Raw genomic sequence first — 3,617 nt, forward strand, 5'->3', positions numbered from 1 at the left:
GTCATTTCTTTTTGTGTCATGTTGAATATCTCCTCTCTCATGTATGACATTATATCAGAATAATTTCAATATGACATTATCACAGAATAACAACATTTTTGTGTTTAAATATGTTGACAGGGATATTTAAGAATGATAAAATACTGCAGTGTGTTGTTTTTTAGAAATATTTAAGTTTTCCGTGAAAGATGGGGGTAGCCATGTTAGAGGAATTAAAAAATGCTTCAGCCAAAACCGTTGGCACGAAGCAGACGCTGAAGGCTATCAATGCCGGTAAGGCGGTTAGGGTTTACCTCGCTAAGGATGTAGATGAATATATAAGCGAGAGGATAAAGAAAGAGTGCGAGAAAAATAACGTTCCCATTTTTTACGTGAACTCGATGAAGGAATTGGGTAGAATCTGTGGCATTGACGTAGGGGCTGCCACAGCTGCTATTTTGAGAGATGCTGATCGAAAGGAGGTGTAGAGAGTAATGCCAACCATCAATCAATTGGTTCGAAAAGGGAGAGAAAAGCGCGAATATAAGTCTTCCGCACCTGCCTTGAAGGGATGCCCCCAAAAGAGAGGTGTATGTATCGCGGTTAAGACGACTACTCCCAAGAAGCCCAATTCTGCCCTTCGTAAGATTGCGAGAGTCCGCCTTGTAAATGGTGTGGAGGTTACTGCATACATTCCGGGAATTGGACACAACTTGCAGGAACACTCGGTGGTTCTGATTCGTGGGGGCAGGGTTAAGGACTTACCCGGTGTGCGTTATCATATTATACGTGGCGCTCTGGATGCTGCTGGCGTTGCTAATCGTCAACAGGGGAGATCCAAGTACGGTGCTAAGAAGCCCAAGAAGTAATGTGATGCAAAAAAGCGATTAGAGTTTTTGTTAAGGAGGGAATGTAATGCCGAGGAAAGGACCTGTTCCTAAACGGGAAGTGCTCCCTGATCCCATTTATGGAAGCAAGCTGGTGACAAAGCTAATAAACAAGGTTATGCGTGATGGGAAGAAGTCTCTGGCGCAGAGGATTTGCTATGGGGCTTTTGAGCTTATCAGGCAGAAGACCGGCAGGGACCCAATGGAGGTTTTTGAACAGGCGTTGAACAATGTAATGCCTGTATTGGAAGTGAGGCCTCGCAGGGTTGGTGGTGCCACCTACCAGGTGCCGGTGGAAGTCAACCCGGAGAGGAGACAGGCGTTGGGCTTGCGCTGGCTGGTTGATTATGCCAGAGAGCGCAATGAAAGGACCATGGTTGAAAGGCTGGCAGCTGAAATCATCGATGCTGCCAACAACACTGGTGGTGCTGTAAAGAAAAAGGAAGATACTCATCGAATGGCAGAAGCCAACAAGGCCTTTGCGCACTACAGATGGTAAGGAGTATATTTTTGCGCCACGTCCTGAACCATGGAGAATGCTGGAATGCTGTTCTTAGAAGGGAGGAGGTGCAACAATGCTTAGAGAAGTAGCAATGGAAAAAGTAAGAAATATCGGTATAATGGCACACATTGATGCCGGTAAGACCACTACTACCGAGCGTATCCTGTTCTATACCGGTAAGATCCATAGAATGGGTGAGGTACACGAAGGTACCGCTACCATGGACTGGATGGTACAGGAACAGGAACGCGGTATTACCATAACATCGGCTGCTACTACAGCTATATGGAAGGGCCACTTTATCAACATCATTGACACGCCAGGGCACGTGGACTTCACAGTAGAAGTCGAACGCTCTTTGCGCGTTCTCGATGGTTCTGTGGCGATATTTTGCGCAAAAGGAGGAGTAGAGCCACAATCCGAAACTGTTTGGCGCCAGGCTAATAAATATAAAGTTCCTCGCTTGGCATATGTAAACAAGATGGATATAGTTGGGGCTGACTTTTTCAACGTTGTAAACATGATCCGCGAAAGATTGGGAGCCAATCCTGTTCCCATTCAAATCCCCATTGGGAAGGAAGCCGACTTCAGAGGAATTGTTGACCTGGTGCGGAATAAGGCCATATATTATCTTGATGACCTGGGAACCCAGAGCGAGGAAAAGGAAGTCCCTGATGACCTAAAAGAACTGGTTGAGGAGTACAGGACCAAGCTGCTGGAAGTTGTTGCAGAGCAGGATGACGAGCTCATGATGAAATACCTCGAGGGCGAAGAGCTCGCAGAAGAGGAAATAAAGGCAGCGCTACGCAAAGCTACTATCTCTTTCAAGATAGTGCCGGTGCTGTGTGGTTCATCGTACAGAAACAAAGGGGTACAGCCTTTGCTCGATGCCATTGTGGATTATCTACCTTCACCGCTTGACTTACCGCCTGTGGTAGGTACATCGCCTGATACTGGCGGGGAGATCGTAAGACATCCATCGGATGATGAACCTTTGAGCGCTTTGGCGTTTAAGGTAATGGTTGACCCCTACGTTGGAAAGCTGGTGTATGTGCGCGTCTACTCCGGTGTGCTGAGGTCTGGAACCTATGTGTACAACACCACCAGGGGTACCAAGGAGAGGATTGGACGAGTTTTGCGCATGCACGCCGATCACCGCGAGGAGATCTCTGAGGCCTATGCAGGCGACATAGTAGCGGTGGTAGGCTTGAAGAACACCATAACGGGTCATACCCTGTGCGATGAGAATAACCCGATAGTCCTCGAGTCGATGGTATTTCCTGAGCCGGTTATACAGGTTGCAATTGAACCCAAGACAAAGGCAGGCCAGGAAAAGTTGTCGGTTGCGCTGCAGAGGCTGGCAGAGGAAGATCCCACCTTCAGGGCTTTTGTTGACCACGAAACAGGTCAGACCATTATCGCTGGAATGGGAGAGCTGCACCTTGAAATCATTGTGGATCGTTTGGTCAGGGAATTTAAGGTAGAGGCCAATGTGGGTAAGCCGCAGGTGGCCTATCGCGAGACCATCAAGAAGGCTGTCAAGGCCGAGGGAAGGTTCATCAGGCAGACCGGTGGTCGTGGTCAGTACGGCCATGTATGGCTTGAGGTTGAACCGCTTGAGCCGGGTAAGGGATTTGAGTTTGTCAACAAAATTGTTGGCGGCGTTATCCCTAAAGAATATATACCGGCAGTTGAAAGCGGCGTTCGTGAGGCCATGGAAAGCGGCGTATTGGCCGGGTATCCAGTAATAGATGTAAGGGTTACCGTCTTTGACGGTTCGTACCATGAAGTAGACTCGTCTGAGATGGCCTTTAAGGTAGCGGCTTCTATGGCGTTTAAGGAAGCCATGCAAAAAGCTGATCCTGTGCTTCTGGAACCCATTATGAAGGTTGAGGTGACCGTTCCAGAAGAGTATATGGGTGATGTAATAGGCGATATTTCTTCTCGACGTGGGAGAATCGAAGGTACAGAGCTGCGTTCCGGTGTGCAGGTGATAAAGGCTTATGTGCCATTGGCTGAGATGTTTGGATATGCCACTGACCTTCGTTCAAAGACTCAGGGACGAGGTAGCTATGTAATGCAGATGTCCCACTATGAAGAGGTTCCAAAGAACCTTCTTGAGAAAATTATAAAGAAGTAAATTTAAAAAATTTAAGGAGGAGGAAAGAAGAGATGGCAAAGGCGAAGTTTGAGAGGACGAAACCGCACGTAAACATAGGTACGATAGGGCACGTAGACCACGGAAAGAC

General features: G+C 47.7%; 4 protein-coding genes and 1 pseudogene. All 5 read left to right on the forward strand.

Annotation, left to right across the window (positions count from 1 at the left end; translation table 11 throughout):
• Window positions 1-200: 200 nt before the first annotated feature.
• A complete protein-coding gene (locus tag BM241_RS11965; RefSeq protein ID WP_025748461.1) occupies window positions 201-467 on the forward strand; it encodes a ribosomal L7Ae/L30e/S12e/Gadd45 family protein in 267 nt (88 codons plus the stop codon).
• A gap of 6 nt (window positions 468-473) precedes the next feature.
• Entirely contained in the window at window positions 474-848 is a 375-nt protein-coding gene (gene rpsL, locus BM241_RS11970; RefSeq protein ID WP_025748460.1) for a 30S ribosomal protein S12, read from the forward strand.
• 46 nt (window positions 849-894) lie between these two features.
• Window positions 895-1,365 carry a 30S ribosomal protein S7 gene (gene rpsG / locus BM241_RS11975; RefSeq protein WP_025748459.1) on the forward strand — a complete coding sequence of 157 codons (471 nt, stop codon included), beginning with the start codon at window positions 895-897 and terminating at the stop codon, window positions 1,363-1,365.
• A 76-nt stretch (window positions 1,366-1,441) separates the two neighbouring features.
• Window positions 1,442-3,508 carry an elongation factor G gene (gene fusA, locus BM241_RS11980; protein ID WP_025748458.1) on the forward strand — a complete coding sequence of 689 codons (2,067 nt, stop codon included), beginning with the start codon at window positions 1,442-1,444 and terminating at the stop codon, window positions 3,506-3,508.
• A gap of 32 nt (window positions 3,509-3,540) precedes the next feature.
• A pseudogene (locus BM241_RS13265) lies at window positions 3,541-3,617 on the forward strand (GTP-binding protein); the annotation flags it as partial.

The organism is Caldicoprobacter faecalis, assembly GCF_900115765.1.
Classification (GTDB): Bacteria; Bacillota; Clostridia; order Caldicoprobacterales; family Caldicoprobacteraceae; genus Caldicoprobacter; species Caldicoprobacter oshimai.